At 62.2% G+C, this 283-nt stretch carries 1 protein-coding gene; it reads left to right on the top strand.

What is annotated here, in order from left to right:
• Positions 1–283, top strand: a 283-nt coding sequence (locus tag ABAC402_RS40535; protein ID WP_031236151.1) for an Ig-like domain-containing protein, incomplete at both ends; no start/stop codon positions are given.

Genomic DNA, 283 nt, shown 5'->3' on the forward strand with positions numbered 1-283 from the left:
CTCGACGGCGACCTGACGGTGCAGACGGTTTCGGCCGATCACGGCACTTTGGTGGCTACGGCGGAGGGCTGGACCTTCACGCCCGACGCCAACTACAACGGCCCGGTCGTCGTGACTTATACGATCGGCGACGGCGTGACGCCGGACGTAGAGTATACGCTAAGTTTCAACCTGGCCGCCGTCAACGATGCGCCCGTGGCCCCTTCGGCGGCATTTACCGTTGCTGAAGATGGCACTTTGGAAGGCGCCGTGTTGGCAAGTGATGTTGACGGCGACACACTGA

The sequence above is a fragment of the Asticcacaulis sp. AC402 genome (genome assembly GCF_000495835.1).
Taxonomy (GTDB): domain Bacteria; phylum Pseudomonadota; class Alphaproteobacteria; order Caulobacterales; family Caulobacteraceae; genus Asticcacaulis.